The 18,861-nt window shown below is 63.4% G+C and carries 21 protein-coding genes; 2 read left to right on the top strand and 19 right to left on the bottom strand.

Annotation, left to right across the window (positions count from 1 at the left end):
* Nucleotides 1–47 precede the first annotated feature (47 nt).
* Genes D781_RS02835 through D781_RS02810 form a run of 6 tightly spaced genes read right to left on the bottom strand, consistent with a single transcriptional unit; the run spans nt 48 to nt 4,951 of the window.
* Complete coding sequence (locus D781_RS02835) at nt 48–404, bottom strand: L-rhamnose mutarotase (protein ID WP_015670800.1); 357 nt, start codon at nt 402–404, stop codon at nt 48–50.
* Nucleotides 401–1,177, bottom strand: a complete 777-nt coding sequence (locus D781_RS02830) for an SDR family oxidoreductase (RefSeq protein ID WP_015670799.1) — start codon at nt 1,175–1,177, stop codon at nt 401–403. The genes D781_RS02835 and D781_RS02830 overlap by 4 nt, the downstream gene beginning before the upstream one ends.
* Nucleotides 1,161–2,012, bottom strand: a complete 852-nt coding sequence (locus D781_RS02825; protein ID WP_015670798.1) for an amidohydrolase family protein — start codon at nt 2,010–2,012, stop codon at nt 1,161–1,163. Before D781_RS02825 ends, D781_RS02830 begins: the two co-directional genes overlap by 17 nt.
* Nucleotides 2,013–2,023: 11 nt before the next feature.
* Nucleotides 2,024–3,301 (bottom strand): L-fuconate dehydratase, encoded by a 1,278-nt coding sequence (locus D781_RS02820; RefSeq protein ID WP_015670797.1) that lies wholly within the window; start codon nt 3,299–3,301, stop codon nt 2,024–2,026.
* Between the two features lie 12 nt (nt 3,302–3,313).
* Entirely contained in the window at nt 3,314–4,159 is an 846-nt protein-coding gene (locus D781_RS02815) for a fumarylacetoacetate hydrolase family protein (protein WP_015670796.1), read from the bottom strand.
* Nucleotides 4,160–4,210: 51 nt separating this feature from the next.
* A complete protein-coding gene (locus tag D781_RS02810) occupies nt 4,211–4,951 on the bottom strand; it encodes an SDR family oxidoreductase (protein WP_015670795.1) in 741 nt (246 codons plus the stop codon).
* 235 nt (nt 4,952–5,186) lie between these two features.
* Between D781_RS02810 and D781_RS02805 the strand changes: the two genes are divergently transcribed.
* Both D781_RS02805 and ampH read left to right on the top strand, forming a co-directional pair.
* Complete coding sequence (locus tag D781_RS02805) at nt 5,187–5,942, top strand: FadR/GntR family transcriptional regulator (protein ID WP_015670794.1); 756 nt, start codon at nt 5,187–5,189, stop codon at nt 5,940–5,942.
* A gap of 150 nt (nt 5,943–6,092) precedes the next feature.
* Nucleotides 6,093–7,232, top strand: coding sequence for a D-alanyl-D-alanine-carboxypeptidase/endopeptidase AmpH (ampH, locus tag D781_RS02800; RefSeq protein ID WP_015670793.1), 1,140 nt, complete (start codon nt 6,093–6,095; stop codon nt 7,230–7,232).
* Nucleotides 7,233–7,325: 93 nt separating this feature from the next.
* Here the strand turns inward: ampH and D781_RS02795 are convergent, their stop codons facing one another.
* The 13 genes from D781_RS02795 to D781_RS02735 form a co-directional block, all read right to left on the bottom strand.
* On the bottom strand, nt 7,326–7,766 hold the full coding sequence (locus D781_RS02795; protein ID WP_015670792.1) for a helix-turn-helix domain-containing protein: 441 nt from the start codon (nt 7,764–7,766) through the stop codon (nt 7,326–7,328).
* A gap of 13 nt (nt 7,767–7,779) precedes the next feature.
* Nucleotides 7,780–8,121 carry a DUF4258 domain-containing protein gene (locus tag D781_RS02790; RefSeq protein ID WP_015670791.1) on the bottom strand — a complete coding sequence of 114 codons (342 nt, stop codon included), beginning with the start codon at nt 8,119–8,121 and terminating at the stop codon, nt 7,780–7,782.
* Between the two features lie 139 nt (nt 8,122–8,260).
* The gene (gene hpaC / locus D781_RS02785; protein ID WP_015670790.1) at nt 8,261–8,776 is read right to left on the bottom strand and encodes a 4-hydroxyphenylacetate 3-monooxygenase, reductase component; all 516 of its coding nucleotides are present in this window, start codon (nt 8,774–8,776) and stop codon (nt 8,261–8,263) included.
* 19 nt (nt 8,777–8,795) lie between these two features.
* Nucleotides 8,796–10,358, bottom strand: a complete 1,563-nt coding sequence (hpaB, locus tag D781_RS02780) for a 4-hydroxyphenylacetate 3-monooxygenase, oxygenase component (RefSeq protein ID WP_015670789.1) — start codon at nt 10,356–10,358, stop codon at nt 8,796–8,798.
* A 190-nt stretch (nt 10,359–10,548) separates the two neighbouring features.
* Entirely contained in the window at nt 10,549–11,445 is an 897-nt protein-coding gene (hpaA, locus tag D781_RS02775) for a 4-hydroxyphenylacetate catabolism regulatory protein HpaA (protein WP_015670788.1), read from the bottom strand.
* A gap of 17 nt (nt 11,446–11,462) precedes the next feature.
* Complete coding sequence (gene hpaX, locus D781_RS02770; RefSeq protein ID WP_015670787.1) at nt 11,463–12,824, bottom strand: 4-hydroxyphenylacetate permease; 1,362 nt, start codon at nt 12,822–12,824, stop codon at nt 11,463–11,465.
* Between the two features lie 11 nt (nt 12,825–12,835).
* On the bottom strand, nt 12,836–13,630 hold the full coding sequence (hpaI, locus tag D781_RS02765; protein ID WP_015670786.1) for a 4-hydroxy-2-oxoheptanedioate aldolase: 795 nt from the start codon (nt 13,628–13,630) through the stop codon (nt 12,836–12,838).
* A 21-nt stretch (nt 13,631–13,651) separates the two neighbouring features.
* Nucleotides 13,652–14,455 carry a 2-oxo-hept-4-ene-1,7-dioate hydratase gene (gene hpaH / locus D781_RS02760; protein WP_015670785.1) on the bottom strand — a complete coding sequence of 268 codons (804 nt, stop codon included), beginning with the start codon at nt 14,453–14,455 and terminating at the stop codon, nt 13,652–13,654.
* A 10-nt stretch (nt 14,456–14,465) separates the two neighbouring features.
* Nucleotides 14,466–14,852 (bottom strand): 5-carboxymethyl-2-hydroxymuconate Delta-isomerase, encoded by a 387-nt coding sequence (locus D781_RS02755; RefSeq protein ID WP_015670784.1) that lies wholly within the window; start codon nt 14,850–14,852, stop codon nt 14,466–14,468.
* 9 nt (nt 14,853–14,861) lie between these two features.
* A complete protein-coding gene (hpaD, locus tag D781_RS02750; RefSeq protein ID WP_015670783.1) occupies nt 14,862–15,719 on the bottom strand; it encodes a 3,4-dihydroxyphenylacetate 2,3-dioxygenase in 858 nt (285 codons plus the stop codon).
* 77 nt (nt 15,720–15,796) lie between these two features.
* The gene (hpaE, locus tag D781_RS02745; protein ID WP_015670782.1) at nt 15,797–17,251 is read right to left on the bottom strand and encodes a 5-carboxymethyl-2-hydroxymuconate semialdehyde dehydrogenase; all 1,455 of its coding nucleotides are present in this window, start codon (nt 17,249–17,251) and stop codon (nt 15,797–15,799) included.
* Complete coding sequence (locus tag D781_RS02740) at nt 17,248–18,012, bottom strand: fumarylacetoacetate hydrolase family protein (RefSeq protein ID WP_015670781.1); 765 nt, start codon at nt 18,010–18,012, stop codon at nt 17,248–17,250. The genes hpaE and D781_RS02740 overlap by 4 nt, the downstream gene beginning before the upstream one ends.
* Nucleotides 18,009–18,641, bottom strand: a complete 633-nt coding sequence (locus tag D781_RS02735; RefSeq protein ID WP_015670780.1) for a fumarylacetoacetate hydrolase family protein — start codon at nt 18,639–18,641, stop codon at nt 18,009–18,011. Before D781_RS02735 ends, D781_RS02740 begins: the two co-directional genes overlap by 4 nt.
* Nucleotides 18,642–18,861 lie beyond the last annotated feature (220 nt).

The following is an 18,861-nucleotide window of genomic DNA, read 5'->3' as shown; positions in this document are numbered from 1 at the left end:
TGGTGTTAATGTGCCCGCCGCATGCGGTACGCGGCGGCGCGGCCTATTCATTGTTCGGTTAATGAGAATATCTGCTCCATCAGCGCCCATTTTTCGCCCGCCGGCGTCCAGGGCGTCGCGACCTGATATTTCCACATCAGCGCTTCCCAGCGCTGAACATCGGGGTTTAGCCGGCTGTCGCGGGCAAAACGTTCGGCGTCAAACCCGGCGCCGACCTCAACGATCATAAACAGCCGGGTGCCGAGGCGATAAATCTCCATCTCCAGAATGCCGTGCTGACGCAGATGCCCGGCAATCTGCGGCCAGATGCGTTGGTGATGACGCTGATACTCGGCAATCAGCGCCGGTGAGTCGACCAGATCGAGCGCCTGACAGAAGCGCCGCCGCTGCCCCGCGCCGTTCACGTCAGCGCCCGGTCAAGGTGCAGATAGCCGCCGTCCACCGACAGCCACTGGCCGGTGGTATGGGACGAACGGCCGGAGAGCAGGAACAGCACGGTATCGGCAATCTCCTGCGGCGTGGTCATCCGCTGCCCCAGCGGAATGCGGGCGGTGATAGTCGCCAGCTGCTGCTGCGGGCTGGCGAAGGTGTCGATCCAGCGCTGGTACTGCGGCGTCATCACCTCCGCCGGCACCACCGCGTTGACGCGCACGTTGCTGTTTCGCAGCGAGACCGCCCACTCGCGCGTCAGCGCCAGCACCGCACCTTTGGCGGCGGTATAGCCGCTGGTGCCGCCCTGCCCGCTGAGCGCGGTCTTTGAGGCGATGTTGACGATCGCCCCCTGGCTGTCCTGCAGCGCCGTCTGACACAAGTGCGCCATCTGGTAGTAGTGCAGCAAGTTTTTCTCCAGCGAGCCGAGAAACGCCGCGCGCCCGGCCTCCAGCCCCACGCCGTCGTTCACGCCGGCGTTGTTCACCAGCCCGTCCAGCCGGCCGTAGCGTTCAAGCACCTGCGCCACCGCCTGCTGACAGTCGCTTTCACGGCACAGATCGGCCATCACCACGCAGCTGCGCGGCTGCAACGCCGTCAGCCGGGCGAGAAACGCCTCATCCGGCATCGCATTGGTGACAATCGCCGGCACCGCGCCCTCCTGCGCCAGCGTCAGCGAAATCGCCGCGCCGATGCCGGAACCGCCGCCGGTAACAATCACCACCTTATCGTCAAGATACAGATCCATCGTCAGACTCCGTTAAACCGTAAACCCGGCAGGCGGTGCCGCCCCAGATCGCCGCCTGCTGCGACGGACTCAGGGCGGCCAGCGCCTGCTCGCACAGCCGGTAAACCTGCGGGTAGTCGCCCGCCAGCAGGCACACCGGCCAGTCGGAACCGAACATCAGCCGCTGCGGGCCGAACGCCGCCAGAGCGGCCTCGAAAAACGGCAGCAGCTGCGCCGCCTGCCAGCGGCCGCCCGGCGCTTCGGTAATCAGGCCGGACAGCTTGCACGCCACGTGCGGCATCGCCGCCAGCGGCGCGATCTGCTGCGCCCAGTGCCGCGCGCCGGCGGCAATATCCGGCTTACCCAGATGGTCCAGCACCAGCCAATGGTCATCATGGCGGGCGGCAAAGCGCGCCGCGTCAGCCAGATGGCGGTGCGTCACCAGCAGGTCGTAGACATAGCCCTGCCGCTGCAGCAGGCGCATACCCCGGTTCACCGCGGGCCGTGCCAACCAGCCACCCGGATCCGCCTCGTCCTGCACCAGATGGCGCACGCCGCGCAGCAGCGGATGGCGCGGCTCCAGCCGCTGCGCCAGATGCGGCGAGGCGATATCCAGCCAGCCGACCACGCCGCATACGCCGCCAAGCTGCGGCGCCAGCGCCAGCAGCCAGTCGGTCTCGCGTTCGCTCTGCCGCGCCTGCACCACCAGCGCGCCGTCCAGCCGGTGCCGGCGTAGCCACGGCCGCAGCTGCGCCGGGCCGTAGTCGCGCTGCAGCACCGTCATGCCGTCGTCAATCCACGGGTAGTCGGCGGGTCGGTAGCGCCAGTAATGCTGATGAGCGTCGATGCGTAACATGCCGCCCGCCCCTACGCACGGAAGCGGTACTGTTCGATCGAGGCCGCTTTCATCTCGATCGAATAGCCCGGCGCGCGCGGCGGCATATAGGCTGCGCCGCGAATCTCGCACGGCGTAACGAAGTGCTGATGCAGATGATCGACATACTCGATCACCCGCCCCTCGTGGGTGCCGGCGATGCACAGGTAGTCGATCATCGACAGGTGCTGCACGTATTCGCACAGCCCGACGCCGCCGGCGTGCGGGCAGACCGGCAGCCGGTATTTCGCCGCCATCAGCATCACCGCCAGCACCTCGTTCACCCCGCCCAGACGGCAGGCGTCAATCTGCACCACGTCCAGCGCGCCGCGCATAATGAACTGTTTGAACACAATGCGGTTCTGGCACATTTCGCCGCCGGCCACCTTCACCGGCCGCACGCCGTCGCGGATGCGCCGGTGCCCCTCCACGTCGTCCGGGCTGGTCGGCTCCTCGATAAACCAGGGCTTGGCGAACGCCAGCTGGTTGACCCAGGCGATCGCCTCCTCCACCTCCCACACCTGATTGGCGTCGATCATCAGCTGACGATCCGGCCCGATCGTTTCGCGCGCAATGCGCACCCGGCGAATGTCATCCTGCAGATCGCGCCCGACCTTCAGCTTGATGTGGGAGAAGCCGGCGTCCACCGCCTGCTGGCACAGCCGCCGCAGCTTGTCGTCCGGGTAGCCCAGCCAGCCGGCCGAGGTGGTGTAGCAGGGGTAGCCGTGCTGCAGCAGCTGCTCCCGCCGCTGCGCCTTGCCCTCCGCCCGCTCGCGCAGCAGCGTCAGCGCTTCCTGCGGCGTGATGCAGTCGGTGATGTAACGAAAATCGATGCAGCGCACCAGCTCTTCCGGCGTCATATCCGCCACCAGCTGCCACAGCGGTTTGCCCTCCGCCTTGGCCCACAGATCCCAGACGGCGTTAACCACCGCGCCGGTCGCCAGGTGGATCGCCCCTTTGTCCGGCCCGATCCAGCGCAGCTGGCTGTCGCCGGTAAACTGGCGCCAGAACGCCCCCATATCGGCGGCAATCTCCGCCAGTTGCCGGCCGACGATCTGCGGTTCCAGCGCGCGGATCGCCGCGCAGCAGATCTCATTGCCGCGGCCGATGGTAAAGGTCAGCCCGTGGCCGCTCAGATCCGGCCGATCGGTATCCAGGATCACATAAGCCGCCGAATAATCCGGGTCGGGATTCATCGCATCGGAGCCGTCCAGCCGCTGTGAGGTCGGAAAGCGGATATCCTCAACCCGCAGCGCGGTAATCGTCGTCATGGCATCCTCCCGTCAGGCCTGTACCGTGGTTTGTTGCTGCTCGCCCAGCCCGTCGATCCCCAGCCGCATCGTCTGGCCGGCGCGCAGGTAAACCGGCTGCGGCCGCTGCCCCATCCCGACGCCCGGCGGCGTGCCGGTGGAGATCACGTCCCCCGGCTGCAGGCTCATAAAACGGCTCAGGTAGCTGATGATATGCGCGACGGAAAAGATCATGGTGCGGGTGCTGCCGTCCTGATAGCGCCGGCCGTCCACCTCCAGCCACAGGCGTAAATTCTGCGGATCCGGCACCTCGTCGGCGGTCACCAGCCACGGACCGGTCGGGCCGAAGGTGTCGCAGCCCTTGCCTTTGTCCCAGGTGCCGCCGCGCTCAATCTGGAACTCGCGCTCGGAGACGTCGTTAATCACGCAGTAGCCGGCGACGTGGTTCAGCGCGTCCTGCTCGGCGATATAGCGCCCGCCCTGGCCGATCACCACCCCCAGCTCCACTTCCCAGTCGGTTTTCTGCGAACCGCGCGGGATCTCCACGTCGTCGTTCGGCCCGACCACCGCGCTGGTCCACTTGCTGAACACCACCGGCTCTGCCGGGATCTGCGCGCCGGTTTCCGCCGCGTGGTCGGCGTAGTTCAGGCCGATGCAGATAAATTTGCCGATGCCGCCGACGCAGGCGCCAAGACGCGGCCGCCCTTCCACCCGCGGCAGCGCCGCGATATCCAGCTGCCGCAGCCGGGCGAGGCCGTCGGGCAGCAGCGCCGCGCCGCCGACGTCGGCAATATGCTGAGAAAGATCGCGAATATCTCCGTGCTCATCCAGCACGCCCGGACGTTCCTGCCCTACGGCGCCATAACGTAACAGTTTCATACAGTCCCCAATGTCAGAGAGAGATCGCACGCCGCAGCGGCGCGCAACGGATCAGTTGCTCCAGCCGCCGTCAATAATCTGCACGGTGCCGGTGGTATAGGCGCTGGCGTCAGAGGCCAGATACAACGCCAACTGGGCGATTTCCTCGCTGCTGCCGATGCGCCCGATCGGCTGGCGCGCCACAAACGCCTGATACACCTCCTCTTCGCTGCGCCCCTGCTCGCGCGCCTGCTCGGCGATGCGCTGATGCAGCGACGGCGACGCCACCGTACCGGGGCAGATAGCGTTGCAGCGGATACCGTCGGCGACGTAATCCGCCGCCACCGATCGCGTCAGGCCGATCACCGCCGCCTTGCTGGCGCTGTAGGCAAAGCGGTTCGGCACCCCTTTCACGCTGGAGGCCACCGACGACATGTTGATAATCGTGCCGCGGCGCTGCGCCAGCATCGCCGGCAGAAACGCACGGATGGTGTGGAACATGGCGCTGACGTTCAGATCGAGGGCCAACTGCCACTGCTGCTCGCTGCACTGCAGAATCGTGCCGCTGTGCACCACCCCGGCGCAGTTAAACAGCACATCGACCGTGCCCAGCGTTTCCGCCGCCGCGGCAATCGCCGCGCTGTCGGTCACGTCCAGCCGCAGCGGGGTAATGCCCGCCAGCCCCTGCAGCGCGTCGGTATTGATATCGCTGGCGATCACCTCCGCCCCCGCCGCAGCGAACAGTTTGGCGGTGCTGAGGCCGATGCCCTGCCCGGCGGCGGTAATCAGCGCGCGTTTCCCGGTGAGATCCATAGCAACTCCTTGGCTTAAAGGTCTAATGGTCAGGCCACTAAGGGTGGTTAAAGGTCAGTCCTTTACCATGACAAAAGACGCTTTACGCGTTATCGTTTGATGAGAAAATGAGTAACGACTTTTTAAAACAACATTTCAATTAACTAATTTTTTACACCTGATTAACCAACACTCAAGCGGATTGAGCAATATTTGTGCGCTGAATCACTTAACGTCAACGTGCCGAAGGTGGAACATGCCGATTACCCGACTGGAAAATCCAAGAATTTACAGACAGATAGCCGACCAGTTGAAGCGTCTGATCGAAAACAATGAATTTCCCCCCGGCAGCCGCCTGCCTTCCGAACGTGATTTGGCGCAGCAGCTGCAGGTCAGCCGCGCCTCGGTGCGCGAGGCGCTGATTGCGCTGGAGGTGATCGGCCTGGTGGATGTGAAGGTGGGCAACGGCGTGATCGTCAAAGCACCGGCGGCGCTGGCGTCGCAGGAGCCGGTGATGCAGCAGGCCGGCCGCGATCAGTGGGCCGATATCGACGACGAACTGAATATCGCGCTGGATTTCAACGCCGAACTGCCGCCCTTCTCGCTGCTGCAGACCCGCCTGCTGATTGAGCCTGAAACCGCCGCGCTGGCGGCCCGGCACGCCAGCGACGACGAGCTGGCGGGCATCCGCGCCGCCTACGAGCAGAACTGCCGCGACAACCGCGCCGGTTCCGCCACCCATCCCGGCGACCGGCTGTTCCATATCCGCATCGCCCAGGCCAGCGGCAACCCGGCCTACGCCTTTATCATCGCCCACCTGCTCGGCCACCGTTACGGCAGCATGTTCCGGGTGTTGCAGCACCACTACACGCCGGAAGATATGCCGCACCGCTCCGAACAGGAACACCGGGCGATTCTCGCCGCCCTCGAAGCGCGTGACGTGCGCGGCGCACGCAAGGCGATGAAGGCCCACCTGGACCAGGTGATCGCCATTTTTGCCCGGGCGCGCTAGGCCGCAGCGGACACAGCGCAAACTTTACGCATCTGTGCACATTTTCCCCATGCGGCGAACGCGCGGGCGCATTACACTAAAGCCTGTCCCATCAGGCCGCCAGGCGCTGATTTCGCTCTTGATGCTCTATTTTGAAATGGATATGGACCGTTGAAGACTCTTTTCTCTGCCGTTTTAGTAACCCTGAGCCTCGGCAGCCTGCCGCTGCTGGCGCAGGCCGAGACGCCGCAGCTGACGTCGCAGATCGTTGACCAATACGCCGAGCATATTTTTTACAACAGCGGCGCCACCGGCATGGCGCTGGTGGCGATCGACGGCAACCAGGTGGTGAACCGCAGCTTCGGCGACACCCGGCCGGGCAACAATCAGCGTCCGCGGCCGGACTCGCTGATCCGCATCGCCTCCATCACCAAGCTGATGACCAGCGAAGTGATGGTGAAACTGGCGGCGGAAGGCAAACTCAAGCTGACCGACCCGCTGCGCAAGTACGCCCCGCCCGGCGCCTACGTGCCCGGCTATAATTCACGCCAGCCAATTACGCTGCTGAACCTGGCGACCCACACCAGCGGCCTGCCGCGCGAGCAGCCGGGTAAAAAGCCGCCGAAGACGCCGGTGTTCACCTGGCCGACCAAGGCGCAGCGCTGGCAGTGGCTGGCCCATGCGCAGGTCACCGTGCCGCCGGGGGTGCATGCCTCCTACTCCAACCTGGCTTACGATCTGCTGGCCGATGCGCTGTCGCGGGCGGCGGGCAAACCCTACACCAAACTGCTGCGTGAGAAGATCACCGGGCCGCTCGGCATGGTCGACACCACGCTGACGCCGAGCGCCGAGCAGTGTTCGCGCCTGATGGTGGCCTCCGTCGGCCCCAGCGCCTGCGGCAATACCGTGGCGGCGGCCGGCAGCGGCGGCATTTACTCCACGCCGCGCGATATTCAGCGCTGGATGCAGCAGTTCCTCGACTCGCAGGCCAGCCCGCGTAAAGCCACCGCCGCCCGCGAGCAGACCATGTACTTCCAGCGCCGCGAACTGGTGTCGCTGAAAGGGATGGACGTCCCCGGCGATGCGGATGCGTTAGGCCTCGGCTGGATATATATGGCGCCGAAAGACGGACTGCCGGCCATTATTCAGAAAACCGGCGGCGGCGGCGGCTTTATCACCTATATGGCGATGTCGCCGCAGAACAATATCGGCGTGTTTGTGGTGGTGACCCGTTCGGACCTGACCCGCTTCACCAATATGAGCGATCCGGTCAATCGGCTGGTGGCCGATCTGGTGGCCAACAAGGGCTGATAATATCGGCAGCGTAGCCGTTTTCGAGGTTGAAAACGGATTCAGCCCTGCCTGAGCATAAACCGAGGGCAACGCCCTCGGCAGGCATCGCGGTTAGCTGCTCCGTCGCCAGGCGTGATTACGCTCTTCAAACACCAGCTTCTCCATCGAGCTGGCGACGCCCGCCTGCGCCAGCATCCGCAGACAGGCGCCGACCCGGCTGCTTTCGTTAACGGATTCCAGATACAGCATGCGCAGCATCACGTCCGTCATGCGCGGTAAACTGCTTTGCGCCTTTTCCCAACGGGCAACCGTTTGCACATCGACCCCCAGCAGCTCCGCCAGCGCCTTCTGCGACATATTCATTTCCACCCGCAAAAAGCGGATTTCATCCGCCTGCAACGGACGCTCGCACGCCACCAGCGCCCGGGCGATGGAACCGTGCAGCCCAGCAATGTCCTCAATGCTGACGTAGCTTTCACCTTCGATCTCCGTCTGATGAAAGCCATTCGCCAGCCAAATCGTGTTCAAACCGCTTTCGATATAGTGATACACCGTTATTTCCTCGCTAATGGATCATCACCGTCACCACCAGGGCGGCGGGATCGTTTGCCACCCGTTTCAACACCACGACCACCTCAATCCGCTCGCCGGCGGCCACGCCGAGCATATTCAGCTTCCAGTCACCTGCCGGCGTAAGATGGGGCTGTTCGGTAAAGCGGCTGTGGCGGCTGCCAAGCACCGACAAAATTTGCCGCAGCGATATCCGCCGCTCCGCCATCCGCTGCCGGACATGGGCGCTGAGAAAAATACGCTCGGTGTGTGACGTCGCCAGTTGCTGCAGCAACGCTCTGGCCGCCGCCGGGCGCAGAGGAAACTCGCTGATGTTGTCAGGGGGTATAAAATCCATTTTATCACCTGTCAATTTGATAGCTATCATTTTGACAGATCGATAAACCACCGGCCAGGGAAGTTTGCGCGATTAATGCGGGGAAAGATCGGAGAGCGGCGCCAACGCGCCGCCCTCGGCGGGCATCATCCGAGAAGGCTTACGCCAGCGCCGCCATCTGGTGCATCACCGGGTGGAAGTTGCGTTTAAAGTAGATCAGGCCGTGGCCGCCGTCGCTGAGCGTAATCTGCTTGATCTCCACCAGGTACATCTGGTGGGTGCCGATGCTCTGCACCTGGGTGACCTCGCCCTCCAGGCTCGCCAGCGAGTGGCGCAGCATCGGCTGGCCGAGCGCGCCGGTCTGCCACTCGTCCAGCAGGAAGCGCTCTTCCATGCTGACGTCGGTCATGCCGGCGAAGTGGCGCGCCATCATCTCTTGCTCATGGTTCAGCACGTTGACGCACAGCCGGCCGTTTTCCTGAAACACCGGGTTCATCGCGCTGTTGCGGTTAATGCACACCATCAGCGACGGCGGCGTATCGGTCACCGAACAGACCGCGGTGGCGGTAATGCCGCAGCGCCCCGCCGGGCCGCTGGTGGTGACGATATTCACCGCCGCGGACAGGCTGGCCATCGCATCGCGAAAACGCAGGCGGTGTTCATTTTCCTGAGACATAGCAACCTCCTCCAAAAAATCACTTCAGCAAATTATTCAGCTGATTAATATCATCATTGTTATGCAGGTGCGGCACCGTCCAACCGTTCTGGTCGTAGTCGGACAGGCACTTGTCGACCATCTGCATCATCTGATCCATGGTGCCGGAACCCTGCGCGTGGCGCAGGCACTGCAGGCGGATCTCATCCTGGCTGCCGGCATAGTTGATCTCATACAGCTCGTGGCGGCCGCCGAACTCGCTGCCGATCGCATCCCACATCAGCTTGAGGATCTTGATGCGCTCAACGTGATCCATACCGTTGGATCCGCGCACGTACTGCGCCAGATATTTGTCGATCGCCGGGTTATTCATATCACGTACGCTGGACGGCAGATAGATCAGGCCGCTGGTGACGTTCTTCTCGATAATATGCTTCACCTTGGTGTAAGCCATCGGCGCCATCACGCGGTAAGTCTGCAGCGCGGCGGAATCCGGCAGATAAGCGCCGTTCTCCCACTGGGTGGCTTCAGCGCACATCGCATCGCTCAGCGACCAGAACAGGTTGCGCCAGGCCACCACTTCCCCCAGATCCGCCTGCACGCCGCGGAACTCCAGCACGCCGGTGCAGCCCAGGCTTTTTTGCAGCAGCGCGGTGATAAAGTCCATCTTCACCGCCAGACGCACGCAGGCCTGCAGCGGGAACAGGCGGGCAAACCCACCCTGGGTGCTCCAGCGGCGACAACGGTCGAAATCGCGATAAATCAGCACGTTCTCCCACGGGATCAGCACATGGTCCATCACCAGAATAGCATCGTTTTCGTCAAAGCGGCTGGAGAGCGGGTAATCAAACGGCGATCCGGTGGCGCCGGCGGCCAGCTCATACGAGGCGCGGGAAATCAGCTTCACCCCTTCGGCGTCCATCGGCGCGACGAACATCAGCGCAAAGTCCGGGTTATCGCCCATCACCTGCGCCGAGCCGAAGCCGATAAAGTTATAGTGGGTCAGCGCCGAGTTGGTGGCGACCACCTTGGCGCCGCTGACGATAATGCCGGCGTCGGTCTCCTTCTCCACCTTGATAAAGACATCCTTCACCTCGTTGACCGGCTTATGGCGGTCGATCGGCGGGTTGACGATGGCGTGGTTGAAGTACAGGCCGGTTTCCTGAATGCGCTGATACCAGTTGCGGGCATTGTCGGCAAACTGGCCGTAAAACTCGGGAAACGCCCCCAGCGCACAGCCGAACGCCGCCTTATAGTCCGGGGTGCGTCCCATCCAGCCGTAGCTCTGGCGCGACCAGTCGGCGATGGCGTCGCGCTGTTGGCGCATCTCTTCCGGGCTGCGGGCATAGCGGAAAAACTTATGGGTATAGCCGCCGTTGCCGGTGTCGGTGCCCCAGCACAGGCGATCATGGCTGGCCGGATCGTGCAGCGCGTCGTACAGCTGGCCGACGGAGGCGGCGGCGTTGCGGAACGCCGGATGGGTGGTGATATCCTTGACCCGCTCGCCGTAAATATAGATTTCACGGCCGTCCTGCAGGCTTTTCAGGTATTCGGCGCCGGTGAACGGGCGTTTGTTGTCAGCGCGGAAGTCTTCTGGTTTCATCGGGTGTCCCTCGTAATCGGTATTTTCACGGCCGCGATGCGGCAGATTGTTAAAATAATGTTTTCTTTTGGTTGCTTAATTGAAGACCCCAACGCCAGTTTCGAGAAGAGACTTTTGCGGCAATCGTCGGTACTTTTCCGAGGGGAGTGCCGCTTTCGCGGCAAACTGTGATCCAGGCGATATTCCGCCGTTATGACAGGGCGTGTTGCGTGGCGCGGTAGCGGGTCGGCGAGCAACCTTCCAGCCGGTTGAAAAAGCGGGCGAAGTAGGCCGGGTCCTTGAAGCCCAGGCTGTAGGCGGTCTCATGCACCGTGCAGGCGCTGAACAGCAGCAGACGCTTGGCCTCGCGCAGCAGGCGATCGAAGATCAGCCGTTTCGGCGAGCGGTTGGCGAAGCGCCGGCACAGGTCATTGAGGCGCGATTCGGTCACCCCCAGCGCCTGGGCGTACTCCGGCACCGGCAGGTGCTCGCGGAAGCGTTCATCCACCATCTTGTTGAAGCGCTGGAACAGCTTCAGCTCGCCGCGTACGCCGGTGGCCGCCGAATCCTCCAGCGCGGTATTGCGCAGCAGCAGGGTGAACACCGCCTGCGCCAGCAGCGCCAGCGTCTGTTCACGCCCCGCCAGCCCGGCGGAAAACTCGCGCCGGATCAACGCCCAGTAGTGGCTGAGCGCCGCCAGCTCCTGCGGCGCGCTCGCCAGCGACATGCAGATGCCGGGCATATCCAGCGCCAGGTTACTGCCGGGGTACAGCCGCTCCAGCAGCGGCCAGATCAGCTCCTGGCGCACCGTCAACACGTGGCCGTCGCTGTCCGGCTCGGTGAAAAAGGCGTGGGGCACCGACGGCGGCGTCAGGATAAACAGCGGCGCCTGCACCGAATAGTGCTGGTCATCCAGCTGCAGCTCTATCTTGCCGGTTTCCAGAAAGTGCAGCTGGAAAAAGCAGTCATGCCAGTGCACCTGCATATCGCGGCCGAAAAACGCCGCCAGCCCGGCAAAGGTTTCATAATGCACATCGTCCGCGGCGTAACGCGCATCGTATTCTTTGCAGATATCGATGTTGGCGATAAAACCGGTACTTTTCTGCACGTCTTTCTCCTGTGTGGTCAGGGGGCCAGCTCATCCCCGGTCATCTTGACGCCGCGCGGCTGCGCCGCCTTCATCGGAATGCGCCATACCAGCAGCGCGCCGACGATCAGCAGCCCGGCGACGAAATAGAGCCCGGAGTTGAAACTGCCGGTCAGATCCTTCAGCCAGCCGATCAGCAGCGGGCTGACCGCCGAGCCGATATTGCCGGTGGCGTTGATCAGCGCGATCCCCACCGCGCGCGCCTCCAGGCTGATGGCGCGATCCGGCGTGGTCCAGAAGATGGCCATCGCGGTAAACGAGCCGACCGACGCCATAACGATCCCCAGCAGCTGGATCAGGCTGTGATGCGTGGCCGAGGCCAGCAGCCAGCCGGCGGCGGCGAACAGATACGGCAAGGCGGTATGGTGCTTACGCTCCTGCAGCCGATCCGATCGTTTGCTCCACCACACCATGCCGGCGATGGTGCAGATCTGCGGGATCGCCGCCAGAATGCCGATCACGATATTGCTGCTGCTCTGGTTAAAGCTCTGCAGGATCTGCGGCGTCCAGATATTGATCGCGCTCAGGGTGTTGGTCAGACAGACATAGGCCAGCGTATACATCAGCACGATCGGCGTGAACACCTCGCGCCACAGGCTGCGCGCTGCTGCCGGCCGCGGCGCGGCGGCCGTCTGCTGCCGTTTATCGGCGTCCATCATCGCCTGCAGGCTGCTTTTCTCCTCGGCGCTCAGCCAGCGGGCCTTGGCCGGGGTATCGTCCAGATAGAACCACACCACCACGCCCAGCAGCACCGACGGAATGCCCTCCAGCAGAAACAGCCACTGCCAGCCCTTCAGGTTCAGCACGCCGTCCAGCGCCAGAATGTAGCCGGACACCAGCGAGCCGATCGCCATGGTGACCGGCATGGCGATCATAAACAGCGCGTTGGCGCGGGCGCGGTAATAGGCCGGGAACCAGTAGGTGAGATACACCAGGATCCCCGGCAGGAAGCCGGCCTCGGTGATGCCGACAATCATGCGCAGCACGTACAGGCTGGTCGGCCCGGTGGCGAACAGCGTGCAGGTGGAGGCGATGCCCCACAGCACCATAATGGTGGCGATCCAGCGCCGCGCGCCGACGATGCTCAGCATGATGTTGCTGGGAATGCCGAAAATCACGTAGGTGACGTAAAACAGCGTCGCCGCCAGGCCGAACATGGTGGAACTGAGGCCCAGATCCTGCCCCATGGTCAGCCCGGCGAAGCCGATGTTGATACGGTCGAGAAACGAAAAGACGAACAGAATAAACAGAAACACGATCAGACGCCGAAACAGCTTATTAATCACCGACTGCTCGGCGGCGCTCTGCGCTTTATGCGGCTGCGAATCGACCTGGTTCATGATGGCTCCGGTTAATAGACGCCCGGGGCTGCGGCCTGCGCCGTCCCCTGCTTAAACTCGGCGGCCAGCTGCTCCGCCGCCCGCGCCAGCAGGGTGGTGTCGACCCCTACCGCCACAAACAACGCGCCGGACGCCAGATAATGGCGCGCCAGATCCGCCCGCGCCATCAGGATGCCCGGCGCTTTGCCGGCGGCGCGGATGCGCGCGATGGCGTCATCAATGGTCTGCTGCACCTCCGGGTGCTGCGGGTTGCCGGCAAAGCCCATATCGGCGCTCAGATCCGCCGGGCCGATAAACACCCCGTCCACCCCCTCGACCTGCAGAATCTCATCCAGATTGCTGACCGCCTCGCGGGTTTCAATTTGCACCAGCACGCACATCTGCGCGTCGGCGTCGTGCAGGTAGTTCGGCACCCGGTTCCAGCGCGAGGCCCGCGCCAGCGCGCTGCCGACCCCGCGTATGCCGTGCGGCGGATAGCGCGTGGCGCGCACCGCTTCGCGCGCCTGCTCGGCGTTCTGGATCATCGGGATCAGCAGCGTCTGCGCCCCCACGTCCAGCAGCTGTTTGATCACCACCGGATCGTTCCACGGCGGGCGCACCACCGGATGGCTCGGGTACGGCGCCGTCGCCTGCAGCTGGCCCAGCACCGTCTGCACGTTGTTGGGCGCATGTTCGCCGTCGATCAGCAGCCAGTCGAAGCCGGCGCCGGCCAGCAGCTCGGCGCTGTAGCTGCTGCACAGCCCGAGCCACAGGCCGATCTGCGGGCGTTTTTCCTGCAGCGCCTGTTTGAAGGTATTGATAAGCATCGCGTTCTCCCCTGGCCGCCGTTACACGAAGCGGCAGCTGATGCAGCCCAGCGGGCCGTAGTCCACGTGGAAGGTATCGCCGCGCCGCGCCGCCACCGGGCGGGTGAACGAGCCGCCGAGGATAATCTGCCCGGCCTCCAGCTCGACGTCGTGCGGAAACAGTTTATTCGCCAGCCAGGCCACGCCGTTGGCCGGGTGGTTCAGCACCGCGGCGGCGACGCCGGACTCCTCAATCACCCCGTTGCGATACAGCAGCGCGCTGACCCAGCGCAGATCCAGCGCGTCCGGCTTGATCGGCCGCCCGCCCATCACCACGCCGGCGTTGGCGGCGTTGTCGGAAATGGTGTCGAACACTTTGCGCGGCCGCTGGGTTTCCGGATCGACGTTGTGGCAGCGCGCGTCGATAATCTCCAGCGCCGGGATCACGTAGTCGGTGGCGTTATACACGTCAAACAGCGTGCAGTTCGGCCCGCGCAGCGGTTTGGCCAGCACAAACGCCAGCTCCACCTCCACCCGCGGCACGATAAAGCGGTCGATGGGAATATCGCTGCCCTCGTTAAAGAACATATCGTCCAGCAGCGCGCCGTAGTCCGGCTCGCTGATCTGCGAGCTGACCTGCATGGCGCGCGAGGTCAGGCCGATCTTGTGCCCTTTCAGCGTCCGCCCTTCGGCGATCTTCAGCGCCACCCACTGGCGCTGAATGGCGTAGGCGTCCTCAATGGTGATCTCCGGGTGCTCGATCGACAGCGCGCGGATCTGCTCCCGGTTTTGCTCCGCCTGATGCAAGCGTTGTACCGCACGGCTCAACAGGTTTTTGTCCAGCATTTACCACCTCTCAGGATTGACGGAACAGCGCGTGAACATTGTTCTGTTTGTAATTCAGTACCGGATCCAGCTCTTCCATGGTGAAAGAGAGCGCCAGATAGCGACTGGCCGCCAGCGCGGCAAAGTGTTCCTTAATCAGCGCAAACAGCATTTCGCCCACCTGCTGCCGGCTCTCCAGGCTGCGGCCGTGGCCGATTTTCAGCGTCATATGCACAAAGGCGTAATCCTGCTTGCCGTCGGCCATCTGCCAGGTGTCCAGCCAGATGGCGCGGCTGCGCACGCCGCCAAGCGGAAAGATGCCGGTATCCGCCAGCGCCTGATTCACCCTAGCGAACAGCGCGGGCAGCTGCGCCTCTTCGCGGATATTGTCGGTACATTCAGCGTAAAAATGGGGCATGGTTTTTCCTCAGGCTTCTGCGGGGAGCGGGAACACGGCGTTGACCTGGCCGGTGCCGGAACTGGCGAACAGCGGGGTGATAAACTCCACCTTGCCGTCGTACTTATCCCAGCCGAGCAGCCCCAGCAGCATCACGGTGTCGTGCATATTGCCCTCGCCGTAGCAGTAATCGGCGTACTCCGGCAGCATCTCGCAAAACTCGCGGAAGCGCCCCTCGGCCCACAGCTTCACCACCCGTTCGTCCATCTGCTGGTCAAACTGGCGGGTGTAGCTGTTCATGCCCTCTTCGGCGCGCTGGTCGTCGATAAAGCGGTGCGACAGCGAGCCGCTGGCGAGCACCGCCACGGTGCCGTCATATTTTTCGATGGCGGTGCCGATCGCCTCGCCCAGCCGGCGGCTGTCGGCAAAGTCGTGCACGGTGCAGAAGGCGGAGATCGACACCACCTTGAAGTGGCGGTCGCCGTTCATATAGCGCATCGGCACCAGCGTGCCGTACTCCAGCTTCAGGCTGGGAATATTGTGCGCCTTGGCGCGCACGCCGAGCTTGCAGGCCTCATCGGCGATCAGCTGCCCCAGCTGCGGGTTGCCGTCGTACTCGTAGCTCATATCGCGGATAAAGTGCGGCAGTTCGTTGCTGGTGTAGACGCCGGCAAAATGGTCGCTGCAGTTGATGTGGTAGGCGCTGTTCACCAGCCAGTGGGTATCGAACACGATAATGGTGTCGACGCCCATTTCCCGGCAGCGCGCGCTGATCTCTTTGTGGCCGTCGATCGCCCCCTGACGGCAGCCGTGGTTTTTACCCGGCAGTTCGGACAGATACATCGATGGAACATGCGTAATCTTTGCGGCTAACGCTAACTTACCCATAAGTCCTCCTATCCCCGTCTGGCCGCCATCCGCCAGCTATCGGGTATAGTCCTGTTTTTAATTCAAAAACATCAGGCTCAGACGCCCCAGCGCGGGATCGGATGGTCGCCCATTGAGATACAGACGTTCTTCATCTCGGCGAACACTTCAAAGCTGTACTCGCCGCCTTCGCGGCCGGTGCCGGAGGCCTTCACCCCGCCGAACGGCTGGCGCAGATCGCGCACGTTCTGCGTATTGACGAACACCATGCCGGCTTCGATATTGCGCGCCAGGCGCATCACCTTGCTGACATCCTGGGTCCAGATATAGGACGCCAAGCCGTATTCCACGTCGTTGGCCATCCGCAGGCCGTCTTCTTCCGACTTGAACGGCAGCAGGCAGGCCACCGGGCCGAAAATCTCCTCCTGCGCCACGCGCATGCGGTTGTCGACGTCCGCCAGCACCGTCGGCCGCAGGAAGTTACCGTACTCCAACCCCTGCGGCTTGTCCGGCCCGCCGGCCAGCAGCGTAGCGCCCTCTTCCACGCCCAGGCGGATATAGCCGGACACCTTTTCCCAGTGCTGCTGGCTGATTAACGCGCCGACCTGGGTCTGCGGATCGGTCGGGTCGCCCACCCGCAGGCGGTTGGCGCGCTCGGCGAAACGTTTGACGAATTCCGGGTAGATGCTTTCCTGGATGAAGATGCGCGAACCGGCGGTGCAGCGTTCGCCGTTGATGGAGAAGATGGTGAACAGCGCGGCGTCCAACGCGCGCTCGATGTCGGCGTCCTCAAACACCAGCACCGGCGACTTGCCGCCCAGTTCCATCGAATATTTCTTCAGCCCGGCGCTCTGCATAATGCGACGGCCGGTGGCGGTGCCGCCGGTAAAGGAGACTGCCCGCACGTCCGGGTGGCGCACCAGCGCGTCGCCGGCGGTGGCGCCGTAGCCCTGCACCACGTTCAGCACCCCGGCCGGAATGCCGGCCTCCAACGCCAGCTCCCCCAGACGGTCGGCGGACAGCGGCGACAGCTCGGACATTTTCAGCACCGCGGTATTGCCCAGCGCCAGGCAGGGCGCGGTCTTCCAGGTGGCGGTCATAAACGGCACGTTCCACGGCGACACCAGCGCGCACACCCCGACCGGCTGCACCAGGGTGTAGTTGAGCATCTTGTCGTCCACCGGGTAGGTTTTGCCGTTCATCTGCTGGCACACCTCGGCGAAGAACTCAAAGTTGTGCGAGGCGCGCGGGATCAGCACGTTTTTGGTCTGGTGGATCGGCAGGCCGGTGTCGGCGGTTTCCATCTCGGCAATCTGCGGCACGTTCTCATCGATCAGCTCGCCCAGCCGGCGCATCAGGCGCGCGCGCTCCTTCATCGGCGTATTGGCCCACTTCGGAAACGCCGCCTTGGCCGCCGCCACCGCCTGCGCGATCTCCGCCTGCCCGCCGGAAGCCACCTCCGCCAACACCTCGCCGTTGGCCGGGTTGGTAGTGGTGAAGTACTCGCTGCTGGCGACGTTTTTGCCGTCGATCCAATGGTTGATGGTTTTCATCGCAGGCTCTCCTGATAATCGTGTTCGCTGATAATGTGGTTGACCAGGCGGCCGATGCCCTCAATCTCCACCACCACTTCGTCCCCCGGCTGCACGTCGGCCAGCCCTTTCGGCGTGCCGGTGGCGATCATGTCGCCCGGCTGCAGCGTCATAAATTCGCTGAGGTAGCTGATGAGATACGGGATATCGAAAATCATGTCGGCGGTGGTGCCGCGCTGGCGCAGCTCGCCGTTGATATAGGTGCTGAGCTGCAGGCAGTGCGGGTCGCCGATATCGTCGCGGTCGACGATATACGGGCCGATCGGCGTCAGCCCGTCGCGGCTTTTCACCCGCAGGTTCGGCCGGTAGTAGTTTTCCAGGTAGTCGCGGATGGCGTAGTCGTTGCACAGGGTGTAGCCGGCGACGTACTCCATCGCCTGTTCGCGGCTGACGTGACGGGCGGTTTTACCGATCACCGCCACCAGCTCGGCCTCGTAGTGCATATAGTCGACGCCGGCCGGACGCACCGAGACCTGGCGGTGGCCGGTCAGGGTATTGGCCGCCTTCAGAAACACCAGCGGCTCTTCCGGCGCTTTAAATTCCAGTTCGCTGGCGTGGTCGGCATAGTTCAGCCCCAGCGCGAACACCGTGCCCTGCGCCGGCGGCAGCCATTCGACGTCGGTTTCGTTGAGCTGCGTGCCGTCCGGCAGCGTCACCCGCAGCTGCTGGTCGACGCTGACGTTAAAGATCTGGCCGTGATGGCGAATGCGCGCGTGCTTCATGCTTGCCCTCCTTCCAAAACCGCAACATTGCTGAGCGCCGGCAGGCCGGCGGCGCGGATCGTCACCTCATCGCCCGGGTTAATCGCCACGCGCTGATGCGGCGTACCGATCAGCAGCGCGTCGCCCGGCCGCAGGGTAATAAAGTCGCTGATGGCGGCCAGCAGTTCGGCGCCGGAGCGCACCAGATCCGCCGTTGACCAGCGGTCCTGCTCCACGCCGTTAATCTCGGTGACGATCTGCAGCCGGTCGATGTTATCCAGCTGCGCCATCTCCCCCAGCGGGCAGAAACCGTCGCGGCACTTGGCCTTGATCGCCGGGCGGTAAAAGCTGCTCTCCGCCAGGCTGACGTCGTTGGCCAGCGCGTAGCCGGCGATATGCGCCGCCGCCTGCGCCGCCGGCACCTGGCGGGCGGTATCGCCGATCACCAGCGCCAGCGTGCCGCCGCTGTAAACTTTTTCTGCCGCCGGCAGCGGGATCCGACCGCCGTGGCTCAGGTAGGTATTACGCGGTTTGATAAACCATACTGGGGTCTTCGGCGGGGTCTTATAGGGCGCGTCGCGGAACGTCTGGTCCCAGGCGTCCATCTGGCTGCGGTGGTTGAGCGCCACCGAAAATACGGTTCCTTTCATGCAAACTCCTATCGTCACAAATCAGGACATCCGGCATTCGTTAATATATTAATGATCACTTTTAACCGCTGCTCAGCATTTACGCAACGCCGTTAATTTGATTTGTGATCGCGATAACAAAATATTCACAACCTCAAAACATATTGGCGATAATTCAAAGAATTAGTGCTTTTCAGCGCTATTTTTCACCTCGGTAGGCATTTTCCCTTTATCCACGGCG

It is taken from the genome of Serratia sp. FGI94 (assembly GCF_000330865.1).
GTDB classification, from domain to species: Bacteria; Pseudomonadota; Gammaproteobacteria; order Enterobacterales; family Enterobacteriaceae; genus Serratia_B; species Serratia_B rubidaea.
The sequence above is the reverse complement of the archived record's forward strand: the minus strand, read 5'-3'. Positions and strand labels throughout refer to the sequence as shown.

Excerpts from the sequence above, each read along its gene's own strand:
- D781_RS02810 (WP_015670795.1), bottom strand. The coding sequence starts at position 4,951 with ATGGATCTCACCGGGAAACGCGCGCTGATTACCGCCGCCGGGCAGGGC.
- D781_RS02805 (WP_015670794.1), top strand. The coding sequence starts at position 5,187 with ATGCCGATTACCCGACTGGAAAATCCAAGAATTTACAGACAGATAGCC.
- hpaD (WP_015670783.1), bottom strand. The coding sequence starts at position 15,719 with ATGGGTAAGTTAGCGTTAGCCGCAAAGATTACGCATGTTCCATCGATG.
- hpaI (WP_015670786.1), bottom strand. The coding sequence starts at position 13,630 with ATGCTTATCAATACCTTCAAACAGGCGCTGCAGGAAAAACGCCCGCAG.
- D781_RS02830 (WP_015670799.1), bottom strand. The coding sequence starts at position 1,177 with ATGGATCTGTATCTTGACGATAAGGTGGTGATTGTTACCGGCGGCGGT.
- hpaH (WP_015670785.1), bottom strand. The coding sequence starts at position 14,455 with ATGCTGGACAAAAACCTGTTGAGCCGTGCGGTACAACGCTTGCATCAG.
- D781_RS02815 (WP_015670796.1), bottom strand. The coding sequence starts at position 4,159 with ATGAAACTGTTACGTTATGGCGCCGTAGGGCAGGAACGTCCGGGCGTG.
- D781_RS02740 (WP_015670781.1), bottom strand. The coding sequence starts at position 18,012 with ATGAAGCACGCGCGCATTCGCCATCACGGCCAGATCTTTAACGTCAGC.
- D781_RS02825 (WP_015670798.1), bottom strand. The coding sequence starts at position 2,012 with ATGTTACGCATCGACGCTCATCAGCATTACTGGCGCTACCGACCCGCC.
- D781_RS02790 (WP_015670791.1), bottom strand. The coding sequence starts at position 8,121 with ATGGATTTTATACCCCCTGACAACATCAGCGAGTTTCCTCTGCGCCCG.
- hpaB (WP_015670789.1), bottom strand. The coding sequence starts at position 10,358 with ATGAAACCAGAAGACTTCCGCGCTGACAACAAACGCCCGTTCACCGGC.
- D781_RS02755 (WP_015670784.1), bottom strand. The coding sequence starts at position 14,852 with ATGCCCCATTTTTACGCTGAATGTACCGACAATATCCGCGAAGAGGCG.
- hpaE (WP_015670782.1), bottom strand. The coding sequence starts at position 17,251 with ATGAAAACCATCAACCATTGGATCGACGGCAAAAACGTCGCCAGCAGC.
- hpaC (WP_015670790.1), bottom strand. The coding sequence starts at position 8,776 with ATGTCTCAGGAAAATGAACACCGCCTGCGTTTTCGCGATGCGATGGCC.
- D781_RS02735 (WP_015670780.1), bottom strand. The coding sequence starts at position 18,641 with ATGAAAGGAACCGTATTTTCGGTGGCGCTCAACCACCGCAGCCAGATG.
- D781_RS02820 (WP_015670797.1), bottom strand. The coding sequence starts at position 3,301 with ATGACGACGATTACCGCGCTGCGGGTTGAGGATATCCGCTTTCCGACC.
- hpaX (WP_015670787.1), bottom strand. The coding sequence starts at position 12,824 with ATGAACCAGGTCGATTCGCAGCCGCATAAAGCGCAGAGCGCCGCCGAG.